This is a genomic window from Acaryochloris sp. IP29b_bin.148 (assembly GCF_028285565.1).
GTDB lineage: Bacteria > Cyanobacteriota > Cyanobacteriia > Thermosynechococcales > Thermosynechococcaceae > Acaryochloris.
This window is the reverse complement of record NZ_JANQOY010000177.1, coordinates 1-24,276: the sequence shown is the minus strand read 5'-3', so window position 1 is coordinate 24,276 and position 24,276 is coordinate 1. Positions and strand designations below refer to the sequence as shown.

28 protein-coding genes are annotated in these 24,276 nt (G+C 48.9%); 19 read left to right on the top strand and 9 right to left on the bottom strand.

What is annotated here, in order from left to right:
- On the bottom strand, positions 1–828 hold an 828-nt coding region (locus Q0986_RS16640), incomplete at its 3' end, for an RNA-guided endonuclease TnpB family protein (RefSeq protein ID WP_299412939.1).
- 27 nt (positions 829–855) lie between these two features.
- Here Q0986_RS16640 and tnpA point away from each other — a divergent pair.
- A complete protein-coding gene (tnpA, locus tag Q0986_RS16635) occupies positions 856–1,254 on the top strand; it encodes an IS200/IS605 family transposase (RefSeq protein WP_299412936.1) in 399 nt (132 codons plus the stop codon).
- A gap of 354 nt (positions 1,255–1,608) precedes the next feature.
- Positions 1,609–2,061, top strand: coding sequence for a Rieske (2Fe-2S) protein (locus tag Q0986_RS16630; RefSeq protein ID WP_299412932.1), 453 nt, complete (start codon positions 1,609–1,611; stop codon positions 2,059–2,061).
- 119 nt (positions 2,062–2,180) lie between these two features.
- Here the strand turns inward: Q0986_RS16630 and gor are convergent, their stop codons facing one another.
- Positions 2,181–3,536 (bottom strand): glutathione-disulfide reductase, encoded by a 1,356-nt coding sequence (gene gor, locus Q0986_RS16625; RefSeq protein ID WP_299412929.1) that lies wholly within the window; start codon positions 3,534–3,536, stop codon positions 2,181–2,183.
- A 113-nt stretch (positions 3,537–3,649) separates the two neighbouring features.
- The gene (locus Q0986_RS16620) at positions 3,650–4,222 is read right to left on the bottom strand and encodes a peroxiredoxin (RefSeq protein ID WP_299412926.1); all 573 of its coding nucleotides are present in this window, start codon (positions 4,220–4,222) and stop codon (positions 3,650–3,652) included.
- 201 nt (positions 4,223–4,423) lie between these two features.
- On the opposite strand from Q0986_RS16620, the gene Q0986_RS16615 reads away from it, so the two are divergent.
- From Q0986_RS16615 to Q0986_RS16600, 4 genes are all read left to right on the top strand, one after another.
- The gene (locus tag Q0986_RS16615) at positions 4,424–4,843 is read left to right on the top strand and encodes a Fur family transcriptional regulator (RefSeq protein WP_299412923.1); all 420 of its coding nucleotides are present in this window, start codon (positions 4,424–4,426) and stop codon (positions 4,841–4,843) included.
- A gap of 100 nt (positions 4,844–4,943) precedes the next feature.
- The gene (locus Q0986_RS16610; protein WP_299412921.1) at positions 4,944–5,345 is read left to right on the top strand and encodes a nuclear transport factor 2 family protein; all 402 of its coding nucleotides are present in this window, start codon (positions 4,944–4,946) and stop codon (positions 5,343–5,345) included.
- A 41-nt stretch (positions 5,346–5,386) separates the two neighbouring features.
- Complete coding sequence (locus Q0986_RS16605; protein ID WP_299412918.1) at positions 5,387–5,860, top strand: GNAT family N-acetyltransferase; 474 nt, start codon at positions 5,387–5,389, stop codon at positions 5,858–5,860.
- Between the two features lie 247 nt (positions 5,861–6,107).
- Complete coding sequence (locus tag Q0986_RS16600; protein ID WP_299412915.1) at positions 6,108–7,220, top strand: substrate-binding domain-containing protein; 1,113 nt, start codon at positions 6,108–6,110, stop codon at positions 7,218–7,220.
- On the opposite strand, the gene Q0986_RS16595 is transcribed toward Q0986_RS16600, so the two are convergent.
- Positions 7,221–8,096: an SDR family oxidoreductase gene (locus Q0986_RS16595; protein ID WP_299412912.1), complete on the bottom strand. Its 876-nt coding sequence runs from the start codon at positions 8,094–8,096 to the stop codon at positions 7,221–7,223.
- Positions 8,097–8,173: 77 nt separating this feature from the next.
- Here Q0986_RS16595 and Q0986_RS16590 point away from each other — a divergent pair, with 77 nt between their 5' ends.
- From Q0986_RS16590 to Q0986_RS16575, 4 genes are all read left to right on the top strand, one after another.
- The gene (locus tag Q0986_RS16590) at positions 8,174–8,590 is read left to right on the top strand and encodes a hypothetical protein (RefSeq protein WP_299412909.1); all 417 of its coding nucleotides are present in this window, start codon (positions 8,174–8,176) and stop codon (positions 8,588–8,590) included.
- Between the two features lie 80 nt (positions 8,591–8,670).
- Positions 8,671–9,363: a magnesium protoporphyrin IX methyltransferase gene (bchM, locus tag Q0986_RS16585; protein ID WP_299412907.1), complete on the top strand. Its 693-nt coding sequence runs from the start codon at positions 8,671–8,673 to the stop codon at positions 9,361–9,363.
- 8 nt (positions 9,364–9,371) lie between these two features.
- Complete coding sequence (locus Q0986_RS16580) at positions 9,372–9,686, top strand: hypothetical protein (RefSeq protein WP_299412904.1); 315 nt, start codon at positions 9,372–9,374, stop codon at positions 9,684–9,686.
- Positions 9,687–9,742: 56 nt separating this feature from the next.
- On the top strand, positions 9,743–10,699 hold the full coding sequence (locus tag Q0986_RS16575; RefSeq protein WP_299412901.1) for a 3'(2'),5'-bisphosphate nucleotidase: 957 nt from the start codon (positions 9,743–9,745) through the stop codon (positions 10,697–10,699).
- A 12-nt stretch (positions 10,700–10,711) separates the two neighbouring features.
- Here the strand turns inward: Q0986_RS16575 and Q0986_RS16570 are convergent, their stop codons facing one another.
- Positions 10,712–11,404: a hypothetical protein gene (locus Q0986_RS16570; protein WP_299412898.1), complete on the bottom strand. Its 693-nt coding sequence runs from the start codon at positions 11,402–11,404 to the stop codon at positions 10,712–10,714.
- Positions 11,405–11,650: 246 nt separating this feature from the next.
- On the opposite strand from Q0986_RS16570, the gene Q0986_RS16565 reads away from it, so the two are divergent.
- Positions 11,651–12,730: a phytoene/squalene synthase family protein gene (locus Q0986_RS16565; RefSeq protein ID WP_299412896.1), complete on the top strand. Its 1,080-nt coding sequence runs from the start codon at positions 11,651–11,653 to the stop codon at positions 12,728–12,730.
- A 310-nt stretch (positions 12,731–13,040) separates the two neighbouring features.
- Positions 13,041–13,640, top strand: a complete 600-nt coding sequence (locus tag Q0986_RS16560; protein ID WP_299412893.1) for a superoxide dismutase — start codon at positions 13,041–13,043, stop codon at positions 13,638–13,640.
- Between the two features lie 72 nt (positions 13,641–13,712).
- On the opposite strand, the gene Q0986_RS16555 is transcribed toward Q0986_RS16560, so the two are convergent.
- Together Q0986_RS16555 and Q0986_RS16550 are read right to left on the bottom strand one after the other, a co-directional pair.
- Positions 13,713–13,913, bottom strand: a complete 201-nt coding sequence (locus Q0986_RS16555) for a chlorophyll a/b-binding protein (RefSeq protein ID WP_299412890.1) — start codon at positions 13,911–13,913, stop codon at positions 13,713–13,715.
- A 94-nt stretch (positions 13,914–14,007) separates the two neighbouring features.
- The gene (locus tag Q0986_RS16550; RefSeq protein WP_299412886.1) at positions 14,008–15,063 is read right to left on the bottom strand and encodes a succinate dehydrogenase/fumarate reductase iron-sulfur subunit; all 1,056 of its coding nucleotides are present in this window, start codon (positions 15,061–15,063) and stop codon (positions 14,008–14,010) included.
- A 536-nt stretch (positions 15,064–15,599) separates the two neighbouring features.
- On the opposite strand from Q0986_RS16550, the gene Q0986_RS16545 reads away from it, so the two are divergent.
- Positions 15,600–15,983 (top strand): AbrB family transcriptional regulator, encoded by a 384-nt coding sequence (locus tag Q0986_RS16545; protein ID WP_299412883.1) that lies wholly within the window; start codon positions 15,600–15,602, stop codon positions 15,981–15,983.
- Positions 15,984–16,116: 133 nt separating this feature from the next.
- Here Q0986_RS16545 and cbiE read toward each other — a convergent pair whose 3' ends face one another.
- Together cbiE and Q0986_RS16535 are read right to left on the bottom strand one after the other, a co-directional pair.
- Positions 16,117–17,373: a precorrin-6y C5,15-methyltransferase (decarboxylating) subunit CbiE gene (gene cbiE, locus Q0986_RS16540; RefSeq protein ID WP_299412879.1), complete on the bottom strand. Its 1,257-nt coding sequence runs from the start codon at positions 17,371–17,373 to the stop codon at positions 16,117–16,119.
- The gene (locus Q0986_RS16535; RefSeq protein ID WP_299412876.1) at positions 17,370–17,993 is read right to left on the bottom strand and encodes a cobalt-precorrin-8X methylmutase; all 624 of its coding nucleotides are present in this window, start codon (positions 17,991–17,993) and stop codon (positions 17,370–17,372) included. Before Q0986_RS16535 ends, cbiE begins: the two co-directional genes overlap by 4 nt.
- A 227-nt stretch (positions 17,994–18,220) precedes the next feature.
- Between Q0986_RS16535 and holA the strand changes: the two genes are divergently transcribed.
- The 6 genes from holA (at position 18,221) to dusA (ending at position 24,161) form a co-directional block, all read left to right on the top strand.
- A complete protein-coding gene (gene holA, locus Q0986_RS16530) occupies positions 18,221–19,288 on the top strand; it encodes a DNA polymerase III subunit delta (RefSeq protein ID WP_299412874.1) in 1,068 nt (355 codons plus the stop codon).
- 104 nt (positions 19,289–19,392) lie between these two features.
- Positions 19,393–19,842: a DUF4168 domain-containing protein gene (locus Q0986_RS16525; RefSeq protein WP_299412872.1), complete on the top strand. Its 450-nt coding sequence runs from the start codon at positions 19,393–19,395 to the stop codon at positions 19,840–19,842.
- A 113-nt stretch (positions 19,843–19,955) separates the two neighbouring features.
- Positions 19,956–20,891: a glycine betaine ABC transporter substrate-binding protein gene (locus tag Q0986_RS16520; protein WP_299412869.1), complete on the top strand. Its 936-nt coding sequence runs from the start codon at positions 19,956–19,958 to the stop codon at positions 20,889–20,891.
- A gap of 22 nt (positions 20,892–20,913) precedes the next feature.
- Positions 20,914–21,519: a DUF3038 domain-containing protein gene (locus Q0986_RS16515; protein WP_299412867.1), complete on the top strand. Its 606-nt coding sequence runs from the start codon at positions 20,914–20,916 to the stop codon at positions 21,517–21,519.
- 64 nt (positions 21,520–21,583) lie between these two features.
- Complete coding sequence (locus tag Q0986_RS16510; protein WP_299412864.1) at positions 21,584–23,140, top strand: DUF4335 domain-containing protein; 1,557 nt, start codon at positions 21,584–21,586, stop codon at positions 23,138–23,140.
- 10 nt (positions 23,141–23,150) lie between these two features.
- Positions 23,151–24,161, top strand: a complete 1,011-nt coding sequence (dusA, locus tag Q0986_RS16505; protein ID WP_299412861.1) for a tRNA dihydrouridine(20/20a) synthase DusA — start codon at positions 23,151–23,153, stop codon at positions 24,159–24,161.
- Positions 24,162–24,276 lie beyond the last annotated feature (115 nt).

Genomic DNA, 24,276 nt, shown 5'->3' with positions numbered 1-24,276 from the left:
GACCATTCCCTTTACGTTCAAGTCTTCTAAAGCGATCACTTGGTTGTCGTTGACCAATCTAGAAGACAACTTATGCAAAAAGTCTTTGCGAGTATCTCTAAGTTTTGCTTTAAGCTTAGCCACCTGTAATCGAGCTAATTCTCTGCGCTTGGACCCTTTCACCCGCTTAGATAATCGCCGTTGAAACCGCTTGATTTTACGGTTGAGCTTTTGATAACTAGGACTACCAATCTTTTCTCCTGTACTCAAAACCGCAAAGGTTTTGATGCCCAAGTCCACGCCAACTGAATCATTAGGGGCAGGTGAATTCGGTACCTCAGCTTCAACTACGAAACTCAGGAAATAGCGATGCCTGCGGTCTTTGATAATCGTGACTGAGCTAGGGGCACTCGGCAACGGTCTAGACCATTTTGTCTTTAAGTGACCGATCTTTGCCAAATACACCTTGCCATTTTTGATGGAGAATCCACCTATACGAAATCGGGCAGATTGGCGATTATCCTTTTTCTTAAATCGAGGGAATCCCATGACTGCCCCCTTGCGCTTACCATTGCGAGAATCAAAATAGTTCTTGATTGAAACGCCTAAATCTGCAACAGACTGTTGCAAAGGGATGTTTGAAACCTCCTTTAGCCATGAGCGCTGTTCAGTACGCTTAGCCTGAGTAATGCATATCTTTTGAAGATCCGAGTTTTTAGGAATCTTTTCAGACTGCTTCGTTAAGGCAAGGGCATCATTCCACACGACTCGACAACAACCAAATAGCTTAGCTAATTTGGTCTGCTGATTGCTTGTTGGGTAGATCCTATACTGATAGCGTAGTTTCATGTCTCTATTATAGTTGGTCTGTGCTCAATGACTCAAGTATTAAGAAGGGAAAGACACAGTGTTTCTGACCTAAAAATTCACCTGATTTGTGTGACTAAATTCAGGAAAAAAGTTTTCGACGCTAAAGGACTAAACGTGATTGAGGATGCTTTTGGGTCTGTCGCTAAAAAAATGAATTTTCAAGTCCTAGAGTTTAATGGTGAGGCTGATCATGTTCATGCGTTGCTTGAATATCCGCCTAAGCTGTCGATCTCTCAAATAGTGAATTCACTCAAAGGGGTCTCTAGTAGACGATATGGACAAGCTGGATTACCTAAACCTCAGCAACAGAGTCTATGGAGTCCGAGTTATTTTGCCTGTTCTGTAGGTGGGGCACCTTTAGAAGTTTTAAAAGAATACATCCAAAATCAAGAAAAGCCGTCCTAGAAGGACGGGACTTGTATCCCAGTTTTTTGGTCACGAGCCCATATTTTGGAGGGGGTGTTGGCACAATTCTGAGCGAATATCTCGTCAGTCACTGGGGGGTGACAGTGTGATTCAATTTCCTCCGCACGATCAAGACGTCAGTGGGTTCAGTGAGAATCATAAAACCTTAACCCTTGGAATTGTGATACTCACGGGGCACTGAGCACCACGCTAACTTCTGCAAATATGGGTTGGACGGATCATGCCGTGTATTTAATTATTGAATAACGGTATAGCTTGGGACACAAATATCAGGAACCTGATCGGGCATAATATCCAGCAATGTCCGTATCTCAGATACATGGAGAACACTGAATGGATCGTCGTACATTTCTTTCTTGGGTAGGGGTTGGCACGTTAGCCAGCAGCCTACCGGTGGTCATTGCAGCATGCACCTCTAGTGATACCGCTAGTGATACTTCTAGTGAGACATCTTCCCCAGCGGCTAATGCTGACGGTTTTACCGAAGTTGGAAAATTAGCAGAGTTAGAAGGGAGTGGTTCTATTGCCCAAAAGGATTTTTCCGGAGCCCCACTGCTGGTGATTCTCAATCCCGAGGATAAAACTCAAGTGGTGGCTTTCAAGAACCAATGTTCCCATCAGCAATGTCCTGTGAAGTGGAATGCTGACGGCGGCACCTTAGATTGTGGGTGCCATGGGTCCAAATTTAAGGCAGATGGAACCGTCGCCAATGGACCTGCGAAGGATCCTCTCCCCACCTATGAAGCCAAAATAGAAGGGGATGCTGTTTTAGTTAAGGCAGGTTAGATTCCCATAAAGAAACCCCTGACATAACGTCAGGGGCCAAATCCTCTGAGGAGGAATCTCTCGATACCAGATTCCTAAATCTAGAGTGCCCCCTCTGTTGACCAGATCTGACATTTTGCTTAGCGCATTGTTACAAATTCTTCGGCAGAGCTGGGATGAATGCCGACAGTCGCGTCAAATTGGGCCTTTGTGGCTCCCATCTTGACTGCGATCGCAACTCCTTGAATAATTTCTCCCGCATGGTCCCCCACCATATGAGCCCCTAGTACCTGATCGGTGTCGGTATTGACCACCAACTTCATCAAGGTTTTCTCATCATGGTTAGGAAGGGTGTAATACATAGGGCGGAAGCGACTGCGAAAGACTTTGATTTTGTCTTCACCATACTTTTCTGTCGCTTCTAGTTCGGTAAGGCCCACAGTAGCGGCTTCAGGGGTGGTGAAAATCGCCGTGGGTACATTTTCGTAACTCATGGTTCGGGACTTACCGCCAAAATGGGTATCCGCAAAGGCCCGTCCTTCGTTAATGGCCACTGGCGTCAGATTGATGCGATCGGTGCAGTCGCCCACGGCATAAATATTGGGCTCTGCCGTTTGACTATATTCATTGACTGCGATCGCACCGCCGTCTACTTCTACCGCCGTATTTTCAATTCCCAATCCTTCTAAGTTAGGGATACGACCCGTTGCCGCCAGGCTGACTGCATCGGCTAGGATTGTTTCCTCAGCATTGTCAGCTTGCTTTACTGTGATTTGGAGACCTGTATCGGATTTGGTGATGGCCAGATCCGTCATATTGTTCAGGATCCGAATGCCATGCTTTTGCATCGCCTCTTGAATTTCCGAGCGGATATCGTCGTCAAAGCCGCGCAAAATCTTGTCAGCTCGGATAATCAGGGTCACCTCCGACCCTAATCCCTTGAGAATGCAGGCAAATTCGATGCCGATATAGCCACCACCGAGGACAACCAGATGCTTAGGCTGTTCTTTTAGGTTAAAAATATCGTCTGAAGTGATGGCATGTTCGATACCTGGAATGCTTGGCTTGACAGGCTTGCCACCCACGGCAACCAGAATTTTGTCTGCTGTGACTTTTTGATCGCCAATGGCGACGGTATGGGCATCCACCAGCGCGGCACGTCCGCGATAGACCTCCACTTTGGAGTTATCCAGCATCCGCTGATAGATACCGTTGAGTCGTGTGACTTCATCATTGACCGCCGTGATCATTTTGAGCCAGTCTAGCTGACTCTTCACCGGACTCCAGCCATAACCTGTGGCCGCATCAAAATGGGAAGGAAAGTGAGATGCATAGACCATTAGCTTTTTTGGTACACAGCCTCGGTTGACACAAGTGCCGCCCAAGCGGTCATATTCGGCAATGCCAACTTTGGCACCATATTGAGCCCCTCGCCGAGCCGTTGCAATCCCGCCCGAGCCTGCACCGATCACAAACAAATCGTAGTCGTAACTCATCGCCTTCCCTCCTTTCGCAGATTTAATCCCGTTTCTTTGTCGTTTCTCTGTAGCCTAACCAAACTATAGGGCCATGGAGCGGGTCAGCCGACCCACTCCATGCTGGGGCCAATTTAGCCAACTGCCGCAACAGCGGGTGCAGTATTCGCATGGGCACCTTTGAGATAGGCCAACATCGTATCGGCATCAGAGACTTCAAAGGGGTCGGTGGGGCAGTTGTCGCCATAATCGGCTTCGATAAACATTTTTTCGATTTGGCCATCATTGACCACCATCGAATAGCGCCAAGAGCGCATGCCGAAGCCTAGATTAGACTTGTCCACCAACATGCCCATCTTACGGGTGAATTCACCATTGCCATCGGGGAGTAAGAAGACCTTATCAGCACCTTGATGTTTGCCCCATTGGAACATCACAAAGGCATCATTTACGGATAGGCAGATGATCTCGTCAACCCCTTGCGCTTGAATTTCTGCATATAGCTCTTCGTAACGCGGTAAGTGAGTGGATGAGCAGGTGGGGGTAAATGCACCCGGTAGGGAGAAAACAACTACTCGCTTGCCACCAAAAATATCGTGGGTGGTTTTGTCTTGCCAACGGTAGGGATTAGGCCCTTGAACAGATTCGTCGCGAACTCGGGTCTTGAAGATGACGTCAGGCACTCGCTCAGTTGCAAATACAGCCATGTTTTTCCTCATGTGTTTGGGTGAACAGGTGTCGGCACTCGCCTCCACATATCTAAGAATAATTCTTATCTAAGAATAATTCAATAGTTATATTTACCTATTTTTAAGAAATACTATATTTTATTGAGGGCTTGCAAGTTTTGCCTCTATAATTGATGAATAAATTGCTGTAATAGTATTTGCTGTTTGATAGATGAAGTAATGAAGCAGTCTGCCGACGCCATTGTTCAAGTCCTCAAGGGAAAAGGTCTGCGGGTCACCCCTCAACGCTATGCGGTGTATGCCAATTTGCTGTCGCGGACCGATCACCCCACTGTAGAGCATCTGTTACAGGATCTAAACCAAGACTTTCCCATTTCTTCGCAAGCGACGGTGTATAGCTCGTTGCAAGCTCTGCGAGAAGTAGGGTTGGTGCGGGAAGTCTTGCTAGAAGAAGGGGTTTCTCGCTACGACGCCAATGTGGATCCTCATCATCATTTTCGCTGTTGCCACTGTGGTGAAATTGAGGATATTCCTTGGAATTGCTTCCAAGAACTGAGCCTCAAAAATTTACGCCCCGGTCTAGATGCCCAAACCTATGAGGTGACCGTCAGTGGTTTATGTGATCACTGCCAACTCTAGACAGACGCTCTTAAATTCATTGTGACGGCTATTAACAGATTAGTGTGGGGGTAGTGTCTCCATTTGAATCTTTTCTAATTGCTTGTCGTATTTTTTTTTCATGATTCAGCCTCTTTCGCCTGCTTTAGAGCAACAAATCATTGACGTTGAAGAACAGCTTCGCTTAGCTATGCTGACCTCTGATGTACCAGCTCTAGATCAACTGCTGGCTGATGATTTGGTGTTTACGAGTCATCTGGGCCAGATTATGACCAAACAAGATGACCTTGCCTTTCATCAATCAGGTCTCTGCCGATTCCAGGCTATTGAGTATTTAGAACGACGTATCCAACCCTTAGGAGAACGGGTGATTGTCTGTTTGCGAGTGCAGTGGACTGGCTTCTATGGCGAGAACCCTTTCCAGGATAATCTGCGATTTACCCGTCTATGGCAGCGTTCTCCTCAGGATCTATGGCAAGTGATCGTTGGCCATAGTAGTGTTGTTCAAAGCCATGCGCCCTAATCTTCTGTATCCAATGATCTGTTATTTCGGGATGTGCCGCTATGCCAGACTCCTCCCTTACGATTCGCCCTGCAACCCTTGCCGATGATGAACGGATTGCCCAGCATTTTTACCAAATGTGGCTGGATAACCAGGTGCCTGCTGAGCAGATTCGACCGGACTGGCAAGTTGTCACCCTAGATTTCTTAGCAATGGCCCGTGACCAATTGGGTTATCAGGGATATATCGCTTCTCTTGATCAAGAAATTGTAGGGTCGGTGGGCTGTCAATTGTTTTCGGGGTTGTATCCATTCCTGATTAGCCAAGACCAACGTCACTATGGCTATATTTGGGGGGTTTATGTGGAAGTAGCCTATCGTCGCCGAGGGTTTGGTCGACAATTGACGGAGGTGGCCGTGGAGTATTTGCGATCGCAACACTGTACCCATGCCGTACTCCATGCCTCTCCCTGGGGTAAACCCGTCTATGAGCAGATTGGATTTATGCCCTCCAACGAAATGCGGTTAGAGCTATAGCCTGATGTGTTGCTGACCACTGTTTGCGCTATGGAGCGGCACAAGCTGCTTCGGATGAGGGAAGGACCCCACACATTGATCCTGAATTCCAATTGACACAGCAGGCGAAACGTAGATTCTGCCAAATCTGGTGAAGTTTGTTTGCATTTGCAAGAGAAAATTGACAGAAGTGCCCTAAAAATAAGTAAGAAAGTTGTTTTTTGGACGACTGATATTCCAAGCTCATAGATTGAGGCACTCTCTTCCCATGCAACTTGCTGCACTCCTGCGAAGACGCCTAAAACACCAATGGAAGCTGGCTATTCTACTTCTCACCACAGCAGTTTGGTCGGGGGGGTTAGTTGGGTATGGCTTCTTGTTCTCTCATTTGGAACCCACTGAGGTTTCGCGACCTCAAGGTAAAACGGAAGAACCTGATGATACGGCGGTGCGATCGCCCATCAAGCCGCAAGCAAAATTATCGACCGCTCCTCCTCAACGCTTCACCACCTTTAACCAGATTCGTCACGTGCCTGCTGGAAAATTTCATTACAGTGGGAGTCCGGTTTGGTCTCCTATTCGTTTGGGGGTAGATTCAGCTATCAGGACCGAGCGCCGCGAATTTCAAGTGACTGATCTCCATCGCCCCTCCCAGAATCATCGGGCAACCCCCTTTGAGCTGCTGAAGTCGAAAAAAATTGCTTTTGTCCAAGCCACTCATGCTCCCGAAGACACTATAGGGCAGGGCTCTCAAGCCTCTGATCTGCAATTGCAGCAAGTCCCTGTTGCCTATGATGGGATTGCCTTTGCTGTGCACCCGAGTTTGCCCATTTCGGGGTTAACCTTCCATCAGCTCGCCAAAATATATTGCGGTCGAGTCACCAACTGGAAAGAATTGGGTGGACCTGATCTGGCGATTCAACCCATTTCCCTGCAAGGTTCTGCTGACGCTATGGTCAAGCGATTTGAGAAGGATGTCCTTAAGTTTCGTCCCTTTGGCCATAACCTTAGGGTGGCTCCCACTACCACCACCGCGATTCACCATCTTGCGGCAACGCCCGGTGGCATATTTTTTGGGTCTGCAGCCACAATTGTGCCGCAATGTGCCATTAAACCCCTGGCGATTGGGCGCAAGTCAGATGCTTTAGTTCCCGTTTATCAAGAGCCGCTTGTTCCCTCTAGTCGTTGCCCGAAATACCGCAACCAAATCAATATTTCAGCATTCCAAACCCAGCAATATCCTCTGACTCAGCAGCTATCCGTGGTTTTTGGCCAGCCCCCCCAGTCGGGTCAGCCAGTGGGGCAAGCCTATGCCCAATTGCTGTTAACCGATCAAGGGCAAACCCTGATTAAACGGTCAGGGTTTGCGCCTGTGAAATAGTCATCCCTCCTGGGGCGGCTGCCCATCCCTTAACCCAAATTTCCGCATCAAAATGCGATCCAAGAGTCGGGTCGGTAGCCACCGTTTTAACAACGGTAAAGTGAGACTTTTGTTGCCAATGGCAATTTCAGGCGGGAGGCGATGGGAGTGCTGGATACGATGCACTAGCTTTTGGGCTAAGACTGCCGCAGGAGTGGCTTGGTTTTGCGAAGCTTGTGCCCGCGCCTGAATCTGAGGGGTGAGGGATTGATAGCGAGAGTTTGAGGGCAGCAACCGTTCAACGTTGTGCGATGCTGTTTGCCCAAACTGGGATTGAATGGCGCCTGCTCGAACGGTCACCACCTGAATATTAAAAGGGGCCAGTTCCATCCGTAGGGCATCGGATAACGCATGCAGCGCTGCTTTAGAGGCACAGTAGGGACCCGCAAAAGGCGTGCTCATAATCCCAGAGACACTTCCTAGATTGAGGATTAGTCCTCCATCCCCCATTAAGGGAACCACCTGCTGAATCAGATGGATGGGAGCAAAAACATTGGTTTGGAATTGAGCGACAAACTCAGCGTTGGGAATATCCAGCAATGGCCCCATCACGGCATATCCAGCATTATTGACGAGAATATCGATGCCCTGAGTCTCTGCGGTCAGGATATTGATCACGGTATGAATGTCTGCAGGACGGGTGACATCCAGTTGTAGGGTCGAAATTCCCTTCTGGGCTAGCCCCTGCATCCTCTCTGGATGTCGGGCGGTGGCATAAACCCGATATCCCTGTTGATGAAATTCCAAGGCTAACGCCTGACCAATGCCTGAAGAACACCCCGTAATCAGAACCACTTGAGGAAGTGGGCTGTCAGGATTGGTAGATTGGGATGCCATCTGGTGTTTAACCCATACCGTATTAGTTGAAAAAATATTGAGCGTAAGTTTAGGTTAAGCCCATCTGGGGATGGTCTGTGATACAAGTCAAGATAGAAATTAATACTTGGGTTGAGTTTTTGCTGATGACCTCACGATTCTCGTTGCCACAGATGCCCTCCTTCTCTATAACAGCGGTATTACGAAAAAGCTTGCTCACAGTCTTAATCGCAGGAATGGTGTTATTCAGTTTGCCTAGTCCAGCCGAAGCATCGATTTGCCGTAATATTCAAGGACGTCGCATTTGCGAAGCTCAATTGAATCGCAGTGCTAAGAATTACTGGGAATATCGAGCTGTTGTTACCATTGATGGGGCCAGGCAACCGCGAGAAACCTATAATTGCCGCGACAAGATTCGGATCCAAGCCGATGGCACAGTCATTCCCTTTGCTGATGGCGATCCCAGTCCTGTCGTCTGCCGCCTTTATAACAAGCGCATGGCTAAGCGCAGGTAATGCATCTTGCATTAATCTCATCCGCTAAGTGCAGTTTTCTGTAACCATAGTAGGTTGAGACCCCCGACCTGAAGATATTCATGACTACTACCGACGATAAAGCCGTTGTTCAAGACTATTTCAATACCGTTGGCTTTGACCGTTGGCGACGGATTTATGGCGACGGTGATGTCAATAAAGTCCAAAAAGACATCCGTATTGGCCATCAACAAACGGTGGATACCTTGCTCTCTTGGTTGAAAGCTGATGGAGATTTATCAGGCCAATCCTTTTGTGATGCGGGCTGTGGTGTGGGTAGCTTAAGCATTCCCCTTGCAAAAATGGGCATTCAGGTCTCGGCTAGCGATATTTCCAGCAAAATGGTGGAAGAGGCTCAGGTCCGGGCTAAGGAGCAGTTGGGCCAAGACCAAAATCCCACCTTTATGGTTCAGGATTTGGAAACTTTATCCGGCAGTTACGACACGGTTGTTTGCCTGGATGTGTTGATCCATTATCCGGATCAGAAAGTACCGGATATGATCAACCACTTGGCCTCTTTAGCGAAATCTCGACTGATTCTCAGCTTTGCCCCCTGGACGTTGGGATATATGATGCTGAAGAAAATTGGCAGTTTCTTTCCGGGGCCGAGTAAAGCCACTCGCGCTTATCTGCATCGGGAGTTTGATGTGTGCGACATTTTGCGATCGCAAGGTTGGACTATCGAACGCAAAGCCATGACCAAAACCAGCTTCTACTTCTCTCGCCTAATTGAAGCAAAGCGCCCAGATGCATAGTCTTCAGCATGAGATCGCGGCTAGAGGATGAGCTGGTGATTATTCACAGCGACGATTTACCCAAATTTAAGAAAGGTGGGTCCGTCGTCCGCAATAGCTATTTCTGGGCACTGCGCGCGATCGCAGGGCATGCTCCGCGATACGGAGATTGGGAATATGAATCGGAGGTTTGGCTGGCACTTCAGCGCGTCTTGTTGGCGTTTCAAGAATCGGGCTATCTGGGATTACGGGAAACTCAGCTAGAGTTTCCGCCTGATTTTTATGATATTCCCCCCCTACTCAAAAGCGTCTCCACCTGGGCCGAACCTACGCCTCCAGATTGATTGGTGTCACCCTTCGGAATCAGCTATGGTAGACATTGTCCTGTTGACACCTGACCATGCCCTACGAATCCGAGAGAAATATCGCCATCCAAGCTGTACAAGCGGCAGCCCAGCTTTGTGAACAAGTTCGGCGTGAAATTGTCCCAGAAGCGATTGAGAAGAAAGATAAAAGCCCCGTCACTGTGGCTGACTTTGGTGCCCAAGCTTTGATTTGTCGAGCGCTGTCCATCGCTTTCCCCCAAGATCCCGTAGTGGGGGAAGAAGATGCGGCAGAATTGCAAACGCCTGAGATGGCCGAGCGATTGGCTCAAGTCACCCAATATGTGCAGGCCATCGTTCCCGAGGCCAATTCTGAACAGGTGACGGGCTGGATTGACCATGGCAATGGTCAGGTGGGATCGCGGTATTGGACCCTAGATCCCATTGACGGCACTAAAGGATTTTTACGTGGAGATCAATATGCGATCGCCCTCGCTCTGATCGAAAATGGTGAGATCAAAGTGGGCGTTTTGGGCTGTCCAGCCCTGTCCTTTTCGGAAGGCCAAACCGGATTGATGGGCGTTGCTGTCCGGGGCGAAGGTTCAACCTTAGCCTCACTGGCGGGTGGAGCTCCGCAATCGATTCAAGTGGTTTCTGCTGACCAGTCCGATAATCTTCGATTTGTGGAAAGCGTGGAATCTGGTCATGGCGATCAGTCTCGCCAAGCCGCCGTTGCTAAGGCAGCAGGCATTACCCAAGACTCCTTAAGAATGGATAGCCAAGCCAAATATATGGCCGTTGCTGCGGGGCAAGCTGCCCTTTATCTGCGACTCCCTTCTCCCAAAACGCCAGACTATCGCGAGAAGATCTGGGATCATGCAGCGGGTGTGATTTTAGTGGAAGAAGCAGGGGGCCGGGTGACGGATATTGCTGGCAAGTCTCTCGACTTCTCTCTCGGGGCCAAACTGGTGAATAACCAAGGGGTTGTGGTCAGCAATGGGAGTATTCATGATCCCGTTTTAGCCGCTTTGTAAGGTCTGGTCCCCTTAGGGCTGAAACAGCTGAGCAGTGACGTTCTCCAACTGTTTAAGTCCTCTCAGCGACCCGCGAATTAGCCGCAATGCAGGCAGTGGCTGGCGCAACATCCCTAGCGCTAATGGCAATGGTTGCAACTTGCCATTAGCACTAATCGCTGCATTTAAATCGGGTAAATCATGGTGGACATCATCACTAATCACTCGAATAATTCCTATAGAAATGGCAGTGGATTCCAACCCCGATAGCAGAGTAAAGCCTTCCATATCCACGACGTCTGCTTGATGAGTCTGGGCGAGTTGTCGCTTGTTGGCAGCGGTATGGATGATGCGATCGCAACTCACCCCCGTGACAGGTATCACGGTCCCCGCGAGTCGTTGGGATAGACTCAGGGAGATTTGTGAATCACAAGAGATTGGAACGTCTAGCACTTCAGTGCCGTCTACACAAGTCTGGTAGAACACCACATCACCGACGGACAACCGATCGGTTAGACTGCCTCCCAAACCCATCAACAGGGCCTTGGGGGAGTTCTGCCCATGGGACTGCTGAAGCCATTGCTGAAGAAACTGGGTCACCCCCTGGGGACCTACAGGAATGGGCACTACCGTTGCAGACTTCACCCCTGCAGCTTGTAAGCCCTTATATACGGCCCGGTGCTCTGCCCCCTGAGGCACAAACACGAGATCAATCTGAGGTGGCATGGTCATTAGTCTCCAGTCAACAAATAAAAAAAGCCTCAAAGGGGCGAGGTTTCGGCCTCCCAGCATTGGCAGGACAGATCTTAAACTCTCACACTACTCGTGTAATTTGAGAGTTCCGTATGCTATGTTCACTCGGAGACAGGTATACATACTCATTCGGTAATGGGTGATTCTGTCCTTAAAGACCTCTGTGGCTGTGGTGTGATGTGCATTTTGAGTTTTGGTATAGAGCAGGAGTGAACGATTATGGTACAAATGGCCCTGGAGTCTCCCACTGATCATCGACAAGTTGAACGCTTTTGCCAAGAGATTTTGCCACAAGTCTCTCGCACCTTTGCCCTTAGTATTCGGTTTTTACCGGGCAACTTAGGACGCGCTGTTCTCTGTGGTTACCTGCTTGCAAGGATTGCCGACACCATCGAAGATGATCCCGTTGCCACCGTAGAATCCAAAATCAGGCTGTTGGATAAATTTTTAGTCTGCTTTGATGAACCAAGCTGTGCCAACGCTTTTCCGCAAGCCATAGGGGGATTAGAAGGGGAAAAAGCACATCTATACCTTGTCGAAAATACTCACCTCGTTTTTGCGCTGTTTCGCAGTTTGCCCGCCAAGTCTCAACAGACCCTGCAACATTGGATTACAGAAATGGTCCAGGGGATGCAAAAGTTTGTCAAATTGCATGCTCAAGGCATTCGGATTAAGACCCTAGAAGAATATCAAGAATATTGCTACTACGTCGCCGGTACCGTAGGTTATCTGCTTACGGACCTGTGGTTCGAGCATTCTCCGAGCGTTGATTTTGCCACCTACCATACCCTGCGGCAAACTTGTGCCGCCTTTGGCGAAGGCTTGCAAACCGTTAATATCCTCAAAGATATTGCTTGGGATGCTGAGCATGAAAACTCTATCTATATTCCCCAAGATGCCTTAGAAACCCATGGCAGCAGCCATTCGACGCTATTAGATCCTGCGTTTCTTGCCCAGAATCATGCCGCCATCAAATCCTTGGTTGAACTGGCTTGGTCCGATTTGGATAAAGCCGCCCAATATTTGATGGAAGTCCCTCGGGCTGCTATTCCCATTCGACTGTTTTGTATCTTGCCCCTAGTGTTTGCCTATGCCACCTTGCGCGATATCACTGGGTCTACCGCCATGCTTCAATCGGGTGGGAATATCAAGATTTCCAGAGCTGAAGTGAAGTCTCTGATTATGGTGGGGCCTTTTACGGTTCTGAGTAACTTCACCATCCGCCGCCTGATTGACCAAGTGCGTCAACAGCCCTTTTTATGGGGCAATAAAAATACCGCTCTCAAAAAGGCTGCTTAATTCTTGCTGGCAGATGGTGCACTGCCCTTGGCTTTGATGCAATTTTGGGCTTTTGTTCACTGCTTAAGGGGGCAATGAGGTAGCCTGGTTTTCGACCTTAAATTTTGCTTGCCCCTAGTCTGCTTATCCTCACCCTAAGATGGATACAGAAGATTGAGGATGAGTGATAGGATAATTTGGCGATCTTTTAAAGAACACAAGCTTTTCGGTTGCTGCCAACCGATATGGCTCAATTGAATGGGGCAGAGCATGAGCGCTATACGCATGCCTCGACCCATTTATACCCATTGTCAAGAGAGGACTGAACTGCATGGTTTATCAACTACCCGACCTGCCCTACGACTACAACGCGTTGGATCCACATATTTCTGCACGGACCCTAGAATTTCACCATGACAAGCATCATGCAGCTTATGTGACGAAGTGCAATGGTATGACCAAAGATACCCCAATGGATGACATGTCTATTGAGGAAGTGATCAAGTCTGCCTACGGTGATCCGGCAAAAGCTGGACTGTTTAACAACGCTGCTCAAGCTTGGAATCACAGCTTTTACTGGAATTCCATGAAACCGGGTGGCGGTGGACTCCCGGGTGGCGCCTTGGCGGCCAAAATTAATACCGATTTTGGCAACTATGATAACTTGAAGGCTGCCTTCAAAGACGCAGGAGGGACTCAGTTTGGCAGTGGATGGGCTTGGCTGGTGTTGGATAATGGCACCCTTAAGGTTACCAAGACTCCCAATGCTGAAAATCCTTTGGTTCATGGTCAAACGCCCTTACTGACCATGGATGTGTGGGAGCATGCCTACTATCTAGATTTTCAAAATAGTCGCCCTGGGTATATTGATACCTTTTTATCCAGTTTGGTGAATTGGGATTTTGCTGCCCAGAATTTAGCCGCTGCTTAAGCGAGCCTCTCAATTTTGGGGCAGATTATTGATTCCCTGCAACACCAGAGGAGCTCTAGAGCTCCTCTGGTGTTAACGCAACCCCACCCAAGTAAAGAAATCCTGGCGGGTTACTAATTCCAATAAGAGCAAAACAATAAAACCCACCATGGCAAAGCGGCCATTAATTCGTTCTGCATAATCCGTCCATCCAAATGCAGGTTCAGGGGGAGCTTCTAGGTCTGGCAAGGGGGTGGGCTCAGGGTTAGGAGGGTTGGGGGATGAAGAACTCATAGACAACGCAGAAAGGGACTTCAGCATCTTAACGGAATTCATCTGCGATCGCACCACCCCAACACGGGCAATCGGCTGATTTATCTCAGGGCCATTAGTCAGCGTCTGGGGAGGAAGAGGGGGGAATCTGTGTAGAGGACTTCAGTTTTTTAACGGCATCAATCAGCGATCGCACTTCAGTCGTCCCAGTTGATGCCTCAAAGGTCATGGGGAGCTTTCTCCGCTTCAGCATTCGCCCTGCTAAAGGGAGCAGACTGAAGAGTCCTGGGACATCCTTGAAATTATTGCCCACAACTCTCAAGCCAAATTTGCGCTCATCGATCCAGCCCCCCGCTTGTACTAAATCCACGAGGACTTGTCGATGGCGGATCGGTCGATTGGTCGGCAGTTGGGGATTGGCAAGTACCTGGGATTTGATTTGGCTAATTTGATCGAGCGGTGCCACTCCCATGGGACAGACGGTATTGCAATTAAAACAACGGGTACATCCCCACACCCCTTGGATGTCCTGGTTATACTGCTCCAGCCGATCCTCCGTCGCTTGATCTCGCGTGTCTGCTAATAACCGATGGGCTTTAGCCAAGGCATGGGGACCGACAAAGGTGTCATTTGTGGAGAGTGCATTACAGTCAGAGTAGCAAGCTCCACAGAGAATACAGTTACCCATCTGATCGAGCTTGCTGCGATCCTCGGGCGATTGCAGAAACTCACGTTCAGGCAGCTGACGACTGGCAGAGCTGACATAGGGCTCAACCTGCTCCAGATTTTGCCAAAATTGGTCCATCTGCACCACTAAATCTTTGATCACTGGCATATTGCCCATCGGGGCAATTTCAATCACAGGCAGGGATTCTGAGTCCTGCTCTGCGGTGGTGGACTCCTGGTCGCCCCAAGATGATTGAGCATGTGCTAGTTCTGCTTGTACATTCTGTTGGCAGGCCAAGGCAGCTCGATGGTTAATGCGCATGCTACAGCTACCACAAATTGTATTGCGACAGTTTTTTCGAAATGCCAGCGACCCATCCTGCTGCCACTTGATCAGATTTAAACAGTCCAAAATAGTGGTACTCGGGTCTACATCTAATGTATATGTCTGGAGTCGGACTTCACTCTGTCCCTGTTGACGGGTTATTTTGAATCGAACTTGCATGATTTCATGCCTAAGAATTTTGCAGGGGCGTCAATTTTTCAATTATATTTATCGATTTTTCTGGAAAGTCTAAAGAAAAATTACCTTTGATGAAGGCATTAGAGGATCTATGCCAGCACATTTAATCATTATGATCAATGTATCACAGCCCGATAATCTCGATAGTCACCACTCTATTTCCCGAATCTATACTTGCAAATAGAGTCGCTTTAGCTTGTGTTTTTAGAGTCTGTGACTTTCCCTCACCTAAAAATTGACTTTCGTACTTCCTTATTACTGAGTGGGGTAAGTCTAATCTCGGTCCTTTAAATTGAGGATGATATCTGATCTACCCGTCTTTCATTTATAAAAATAGTTGCTAATCAAAAAGAAACCGTTAGAATAACAATTAGAAAGCAATTCGTTTTCTTTTTGCTACAATTACATTAGTTTAAATATGGTCTGGTTGCTGGAATTTATTATCCAGCTTTCAAGATCTCACCCAAGCAGAAATGCTTCTCTTTCTCTACATATTGATTGCAAGGATATTTTTGTAGATGGCAACTGACACCGAAACGACGCCTTTAACTGGCAAGGCACTCCTGCAAAAAGTTAAAGAACTTCAGCACTTATCTCGTCGTGAAAAGGCAAAGCGATGCGGATATTATTCGATTACAAAGAATAAGCAAACCCGTGTCAACCTCGGCGAATTCCTGAATGCTGTGATTGAAGCAAGAGGGATTGATCTCAATCCTGATGGCTCTAAAGATGGGCGTGGACGCGAACCGACGTATCGGGTCAGTGTTCATAAAAATGGTCAAATCGTGATTGGTTCCACCTATACTCAAGCAATGGGATTAAAACCTGGGGATGAGTTTTCAATTAAGTTGGGATATAAGCATATCCATTTAATTCAGGTGGGGGCAGCGGAAGAAGAATAAAGGTATTGTTTTAGAGTGGCCGCTGGCTGACATCAGTACTTCTGCGATCAAGGCGATTGCTCGCTCTAATCTCAAGCGCAGCATCCCAAATACCTCATAATCGATGTTAGATTCACAGAAACTCTTGCTAGTTCTAGTTAGAGTTTCTGTTCGCTCTAACTAACGTGACTGGATTTAACGGATTGAATCGAGTCAAAGAAGAAACTGGAACAGAACGTGATAGCTGGACTTGCAGATATTCTGCTGACCAACCCTGCTGATCAAACCAGTTTCCAGCAACGCGAAAGTTTTCCAGGGTCGTAAGGCTGATCACGATAATTCCGGGTAACGCCAGCTGGCTTTGGCAGTAGTTTAAAATTTCTCTGAGGTGGCCCCCACTTCCTCCGATAAAAATCCGATCAGGCTGCGGCAAATTAGCCAGCGCTTCAGGTGCTTGCCCATGCACAAGGTGAACATTGTTCACCTGAAAACGCTGACAATTTTGAGAAATTAGCTGCGCCCCTAAAGTGGTTTTTTCTATTGCGTAGATTTGAGAAGTCGGCGTTGTTCGGGCAATTTCAATTGCAACTGAACCTGTCCCTGCTCCAATATCCCAAATAACTTGGTGCTTTAGCAAATGTAATTCTGCTAAAGCCATGATCCGAATCTCCCGTTTTGTCATTAAACCCGGTCGATCCATAAAGGTATAAAAGGCCTGATCGGAAAGTCCGAGTAGGGGCAGAGTGTCTAATTCTGGTGGATCGGGCTGCTCTTGCGCTTGCCGGAGTAAAACAACGATATTCAGGGGCGAGAACTGCCGATCAACCAGTGTTTTTGGTGCAATTTTTTGGATCTGTTCCTCTGGACCTTCGAGATTTTCACACACCCAAAATTCATAGTGAAGGGGCAAGTCTAAGCTGAGGAATAATTGTGCGATCGCAGCTGGCGTATGGGTTGGATCGGTGAGCACGGCAATTTTGGCCGCTCCTTTTTGGAGTGCCGCGATCAACGTAGTTAACGATCGACCATGCACACTAATCACCTCTGCATCTTGCCAAGGGACTTTGAGGCGATTAAAAGCAATTTGTACGGCACTTAAGTAAGGGTGAAAGCACAGTTGATCCGCATCAAAGGTTTGCAATAATAACCGACCAAAGCCAAAGAAGAGGGGATCGCCCGACGTCAGCACCACAATAAGTGGCTCTGAACGTTGTTCTAAGTGCTCTTGAATCGCCTGTAATCCCTGGGCAAAATCTGTTAAGGCAAGGTGTTGAACCGCATGCTCTGGGAAATAGCCCAGATGGCGCGGGCTGCCGACGAGGAGAGTGGCTTGATCAATCAGGGCTTGGAGCGTTGTCACTAACCCTTGTCGACCGGATAAGCCAATGCCGACGACATGAATCGGTGTCATGCTTGTTGGCCTCGTTGTTGCCAAGCCAAGGTTAAGAGGGCATTAACGATGGCGGCAGCGGCAGGTGAACCCCCTTTGCGCCCTTCAATCCGGATTTGTGGGATTGATAATTGAGCCAGTGCGGTTTTGGCTTCGATCACACCGATAAACCCCACGGGCACCCCAATCACTAGGGCGAGCTGTTGAGCAGATCTCTGGATCTGTTGGCACAACGCGATCAGGGCAGTTGGTGCATTACCAATGACATAAATGGCATCTGGATAATCCTGAAAACACTGGAGCATGCCAGATGCAGTTCGAGTTTGTCCAGGTGCAGGAGACTGGCCAGCATCCACCGCTGTAATGACGGGATTATGAAAGGTTTGGCGTACCACACTTTGAATGCCAACAGTGACCATATTGACATCGGTCACGATCGGCTTTCCCTGTGCAAGGGCTGCCGTTGCTTGTGGAATGACCCCTGGACTAAAGTGCAGCAGATGTTGGAATTCAAAATCGGCGGTACTGTGAATGACTCGACGAACAACAGCATATTGATCGGCCGAAAAATGGTGAGGACCGATTTCATCATCAATCGTGGCAAAGCTTTGTTGCAAAATTGGATGCAGGATTAAAGTCATGTCAAAACGACATCAAAGACCAATATCCACTCTACTCTTATTCCAGGTGAGGCCAACCTCCAATAGACTGGGAGTGGATAGAGTTTAGGGATCGGATTACAGCCCTTTTTACCTCGCTAAAGATGTAGTGCTGCTGCTTGCAAAGGGGCACCCTAAACCAGACGAGTAAGGATGACCTGCCGTTGTAGTCCCCTTCAATAGGGACCTAACAGAAGGAGTTAGCTTCTATGCCAACTTACCTCTATTGGGGAGAAGACACCTATCGCTTGTCAAAGGCGGTTCAAGCCCTTCATCAGCAGGTCTTAGATCCCGCCTGGCAAAGTTTTAATGCCGACAAAATAGAGGTATTTGCTGGATCAGAGGGGACCGCTCAAGTTGTCCAAGGGCTGACTCAAGCCATGACTCCTCCCTTTGGTATGGGTGAGCGCCTGGTGTGGTTCGTCAATCCGCTAATCGGATCAACGGCAGATCGCTTGGCTGAATTCGAGCGGACGCTGCCGGTGTTGCCCCCCACCTGCCATTTGTTGCTGACGCAAACGACCAAACCCGATGGTCGCAGTAAGCTTACTAAGCTATTGCAGAAACAGGCACACGTGCAGGAGTTTGCCCTGATTCCCCCCTGGAAAACAGATCAGATTCTACAAAGAGTGAAACAGGCGGCCCAGGAGCTGGACGTGCCGTTAACTCAGGCTGCAGGCGAACAGCTCGCCGATGCCGTCGGGAATGATACGCGCCGCCTCTACGGCGAGTTGGAGAAGTTGAAACTCTATGGGTTATCCGCTACTCTATCGACGCAGCGGATAGGGGTAGACGTTGTCCAAAAACTGGTCTTGTCTACAACTCAAAACAGCTTGCAGTTAGCGGAGGCCATTCGCCAGGGAAAAACAGATCAGGCCTTAGGCTTGGTCGCCGAACTCCTGAGTTTAAATGAACCCAGTTTGAAAATTGTCGCCACCTTAACGCGGCAATTTCGCACTTGGTTATGGGTGAAACTGATGGTGACTTCAGGAGAGCAAGATGAACGCGTGATTGCGCGTGCTGCTGAGGTCGGTAATCCCAAGCGCATTTATTTCCTTAAACAGGCGGTCCAGTTTGTCAGCCCTGGGCAACTCCGACAAACCTTAGGCTGTCTTCTCGAGTTGGAAGTTGCCTTGAAGCAGGGAGAGGATGCCCGTTCAGTCTTATCGGCGAAGGTGGTTGAAATGAGTCAAATGTGCCAACTTAATCAGAATAGTGGCCCAAAACGGCTTGATTCAAAGCGGCTTGCTAAGACGGGAGAAGTGATGGATATCTAACTGGAACTTCCCATCCAAAAATGATTCAAGATATGTATACCGACACTGACTTAAGTTTGTTGGGATTACTAGGGTTTATGTCAACTTCTATACGGCAAACAAACATGTTCAAACCTCTCGTCAACACCCGTTTGGGGTGGGTGTTGTTTTTAGCGTTCTGTAGTTGGGGGAGTGGTTGGGTTCCTGGGCTGACCCGTGATTTTACCGGCTTCATGCTATCGTCTACTGCGGTAGCCCAGAGCCAACCTAAATTTGAGAAAATGTTAGGGAATTACGCAGAGGCCATTTTGCAGATGGAGCCGCTGCGATTACAGTCCTATCAACAGGTGCAACAGATCATGGGAGGGGCATTACCCACCAATGTGTGTAAGCAATCTGATTTAGCCACTCCAGTGGATAATATTTGCGATCGCTTTTTTAACGAGTCTGCTGAGATTATTCGTAGCAATGGTTTATCGCTCACAGACTTCAACGCCATAACAGAAGAAGTTCGTAAAAACAAAACTCTTAAAAATCAGCTCGATAAGGAATTAATTCGCCGCAAGCGCAACTAGGTCGCCCCTCTAACCGTTTAGAACACGATGGGTCTTGTTCAGATCTTGTCTCAGGCTCGGAAGGTGGAATAATAGCAACACAGGTTTGTTGAAGGTAAAGGGTAATCTCTCAGTTGGTCAAATTTTCTCAGACTCCGTGGGGGCGGTTCGTATCCTTTGTTGCGATCTCGCTTCTGACTTGTTGTACGGTCGTTGCCTGTCAATTGGGCAGCGGTGACCAGCCCACCGACAATGTGATTCGGGTGGGTTCAAAGGATTTTACAGAACAACTTATTCTGGGCGAACTCTATGCCCAACTCTTAGAAGCTCAAGACTTGCCCGTAGAGCGAAAATTTAATTTAGGAGGGACTCCCATTGCCCAAGCGGGCTTAATTAAGGGAGATATCGATCTCTATCCAGAATATACGGGAACGGCTTTATTAACGATTTTAAAACAACCGAGTAACAGTAACCCCAAACAGGTGTTTGATACCGTTGCCAAGGCCTATGAACAAGATTACAACCTGGTGTGGTTGAATCCAGCCCCGATGAATAATACTCAGGCGTTGGTGGTGACTGCTGCAACGGCTAAAAAATATAAACTGCAAACGATTTCTGATTTTGTCGATCAGGCTAAAAAACTGCGCATGATTGGCCCACCTGAGTTCGAAGCGAGAGAGGATGGGTTGCCCGGATTAAAAGCAGCCTATGGGGACTTCAAATTGAAGGCCTATATTGCCACGGATCCGGGCTTACGCTACCAGGCCTTACAGTCAGGTCAGGCAGATGTGGGCGTTGGCTTTGCCACAGATGGTGAAATTAGTGCCCTAGATTTAGTGGTTCTAGAGGATGATCGGGCGTTATTTCCCCCCTATCAAGTTGCTCCAGTGGTTCGCCAGCCCGTATTGGAGGCCTATACTAAAATCAAAGGCACGCTCAATGCCCTCGCCCCAAAATTAACGGACGATACCATGCGTCGTCTGAATTATGAAGTCAGTGGCCAACGTCAAGAACCCCGAACAGTGGCACAACGGTTCCTACAAGAAGCGGGACTGCTCTCGCCCACCTAGGCTGTTGTAGGGTCTTACAGTCATGGATATTCCCCTTCACAACACCACTGCCCCCCAAGGTCAGCTTGTCTCGTTTCCCCTCGCAGCTCAGACGCAGCCCAGCCGTTCACAGCTTGACAATATCAAAGCCCAATTAGACCTGGTGTTACTCGCACTAGAAGCGTTGTTAGGCATTGGTTCAGAGGCCGTATTGCAGGCCGCTATCGAATTAAATCTTCAAGATGTGGTCGGCGACAGGGTGGCGTTGTGGCGCTTACGACAATCGAATCCCCTCCGGCGGGGAACAGGGGGGCGCAAAAAGCTGGATATTGAAGAAGCGCTCTCTTTAGTGATGATTAGCTGTTATTTGGCTCAGCAACATCAAGCCATTATTCGCGAAGCCGTTGGGTTGTTAGAAACACTGGCCGATACCCATCGCCAGCCTCACCAAGTTGCCTTGTTGGGAGACTATTTGGATAACTTTACCAATACCTATCAAGACCGGATGACCGAAGACGCGTTATCAACCGATGCCCTGACTGACCTGGCGCTGAAATTGCTGATAGATTTGTTATTCTATAGCAACAACCAGGGTCCACGGCGGTTGTGGATGGCCCTGTTAGATCGAGCCAGTCATCCTGCAACCTAGCCTTCTTTCGTTATTCCCTTCTGGGCTATCAGCGAACTGACCTGAAAGATTTTGACCAACCTCTATGTCCCTTATTTCCAGGCAATATCGCCCTCCTAGCTGCAGTTTAGAAATTACGGCACAACTGTCTCCGTTGTCTCGGTGGGCTAAACGGCCTATCCTCAAGTCCGTCAACTTTCTGCTCAGCTTTCCCGAATTGTCAGGACTCAATCACGAACCCCTAGAAATTCGAGGCGATCATGAGCAACTTCAACTGCTCTCAGAGACAGTGGCCGACTATACACAACATCTGCTCGGACAATCTCTAACTGCTTCTCGATTGACCCCTGCTGCGTCAATGGCATCTTCCCTGCCTGATGCCGCCGCAGACGCTCCTCCGTCTCAACCTTATTTACGCCCTCGCAGTTGGGTTAGCCACGATCTCAGTTTGGGCTCATTGTCCACGAATGCCTCAGAACAGACCGTTTCTCTGAAAGCTTCTCAACTTTTTGATTTGGTATCCGCGCTGGATGATTGTACGGCTGAGTTAGAGATATTGCCGCTGCCGAGTCGTCGTCCGGCATTGTCGGTGTGGGCCAGCAGTGCCGCAGTTATTGTTTTGATGATGGGGGTGACCACTGCAACCTTGCAGCTGACTCAGCACAGTCCAGTCACACAGCGCGAACGAGAGAGTTTGACCGATGCCAACGATGTGGCTTCTGAGCCAGTCGAAGGCGAAGGTATTGCTTCTGCCCCCCAGGTCAGTCCTCTGCCCCCCAGTCCAACAGCGCCTGCTCAGCCCCCTACGCCATCCTCTACGTCGAGGCCGTCAGCGGAGGCGGATCGTCGTGATCAGCAGGAATCAACGGCAACTGCTCCTCCCATTGTGGCCCGTGCCCCTCAGCCTAAGCATCGGTCGGCCAAACCGCAGACATTAGACAATCGCCAAACCCGGTCAAATGAGCTATCAACACCCTCTCAAGCAACCAAGAACTCGGCCGACCAGAACATAAAAAGTAGGGGTCAAGATCAAGGCCAAGATCAGAGCATGGACAAACGGTTACGCCAGCCGGTTGCCGTTGCCCCCTCTTCTCCTGCTCCTGCCGATTCCACGGCAGATGCCAAGGCTGTACAACCTAAAGTGTCTAGTCCTCCCCCAGCGGCTGCCCCGCCCTCAAGCCCTGCTGCGGAACCCATACCAGAAACCGCTACAGCGGCTAGTGCAGAGTCTGCTTTACAGGAATCGGATCGATTGGGCAGCCAACGATCGGTGACTCAAAATCCTGCGCGTCCTCAAGCGGGTCGGCAAGCCCCTGGACGTCAGGAATCGGCCTATGTGATGTCTCGGTCGTCCCATGCGCTCAATATTCGCCAATACCTGAGCCAACGTTGGCAGGTTCCCACAGGCCTAACTCAACCGTTACCCTATCAACTCACCTTGAATGCGAACGGCTCTTTAAAATCCGTCCAACCTTTGAATAAAGCGGCAACTCAGTATTTGGAGCAGGTCCCCTTCCCGCCTGTTAATCGGTCTTTTATTGCCCCTTTAAAATCATCCCAAGCCCCTCAAGTCCGTCTAGTGCTCAACCCAGATGGGACTGTTCAGGTCTTGGAGAGGGGCACTTCTAACGCAGCTCCATAAGACGATCCCTATGGCTTTTTCATCACCGTCTGAACGGCAATATCCCATCAGTGTTGCTCCGATGATGGACCGTACTGATCGGCATTTTCGCTACTTTATGCGGCAAATCACGCAACGGACGTTGCTTTACACAGAAATGGTGACTAGTGCGGCGATCTTAAATGGGGATCGCCAACATCTACTGGATTTTTCCCCGATCGAAAAACCGCTTGTGCTACAGGTTGGTGGCGATAACCCTCGTGATCTGGCGGAATGTGCCCGGATTGCCCAGGACTGGGATTATGACGAAATTAATTTAAATGTGGGTTGTCCCAGTAGTCGCGTGCAAAACGGTCATTTTGGAGCCTGCTTAATGGCCCAGCCAGAGCGAGTGGCTGCCTGTGTGGAAGCCATGATGCAGGCTACTGATCTGCCAGTCTCGGTTAAGCATCGGATTGGGATTGATGAGTGCGATCGCTATGAAGATATGGCTCATTTTGTGCAAACGGTTGCGACTACGGGCTGCCAAATTTTCAGTGTTCATGCCCGTAAGGCCTGGCTCCAAGGCTTAAGCCCTAAGGAGAATCGCAATATCCCACCCTTGCGCTACGCAGATGTTCACCAGCTCAAGCAAGAATTCTCTCACCTGTGGATTGAAATTAACGGTGGATTTACCCAGTTATTTCAGGTGCAAGATCAATTGCAAACCGTAGATGCAGTGATGATTGGTCGGGCAGCATACGACAATCCCTACCTATTTGCGGCCGTTGATCGCGACTTTTATGACGTAGACGAGCCTACTCAATCTAGAGGGCAGGTTGCGCAAGCCATGATGAACTATCTAGAGGAATGGAAAGCGAAAGGACTGCTAAAGCCTCACTCCATTACCCGTCATATGCTGCAACTTTTTGTAGGACAACCCGGTAGTCGAGCCTGGAAACGAGTATTGACTGAACAAGGCTGTCAACCCAATGCAGGCCCTGAAATTATCCATCATGCATTGGACAAAGTCTGTGCTACAACGGCAGGGCTAACCTCGTAAAACGTTTCAGCTATTGTTTTATTGATCTTTTTTAGAAGGGACGCGCTCATAACCCGGCTTCGTCTGAGTCATTTTGGCCCATAACCCCTTCACATCATTGAGGAGCGCCCCCGTT